This window comes from Pseudomonas sp. URMO17WK12:I11, assembly GCF_007677725.1.
In the GTDB taxonomy this organism is placed as follows: Bacteria; Pseudomonadota; Gammaproteobacteria; order Pseudomonadales; family Pseudomonadaceae; genus Aquipseudomonas.
In genome coordinates this window covers 1-232 of the sequence record NZ_VEDF01000072.1, presented here as the reverse complement: position 1 = coordinate 232, position 232 = coordinate 1, and the positions used below count along the sequence as shown (strand labels likewise).

Genomic DNA, 232 nt, shown 5'->3' with positions numbered 1-232 from the left:
CGTTGCTCCAGCTCGCTCTGCGGCGCTACGAACTCGCGCCGCGACTGGCCCAGCTCAGGCTTGGGCAGCGCCTTGCGGTCGAGCTTGCCGTTGGGCGACAGCGGCATGCGCTCGAGCAGCACCCACTGGCTCGGCACCATGTAGTCCGGCAGCACCGCCGCCAGGTGCGCCTTGACCGCCTCCAGCGTTTCGCCCTGCTCGGCCACCAGATAGGCCACCAGGTGCTTGCCAC

At 69.8% G+C, this 232-nt stretch carries 1 protein-coding gene; it reads right to left on the bottom strand.

Annotated features, from left to right (window positions below):
• A partial coding sequence (locus FS665_RS23260; protein ID WP_145193678.1) for a hypothetical protein occupies window positions 1-232 on the bottom strand: 232 nt, incomplete at both ends.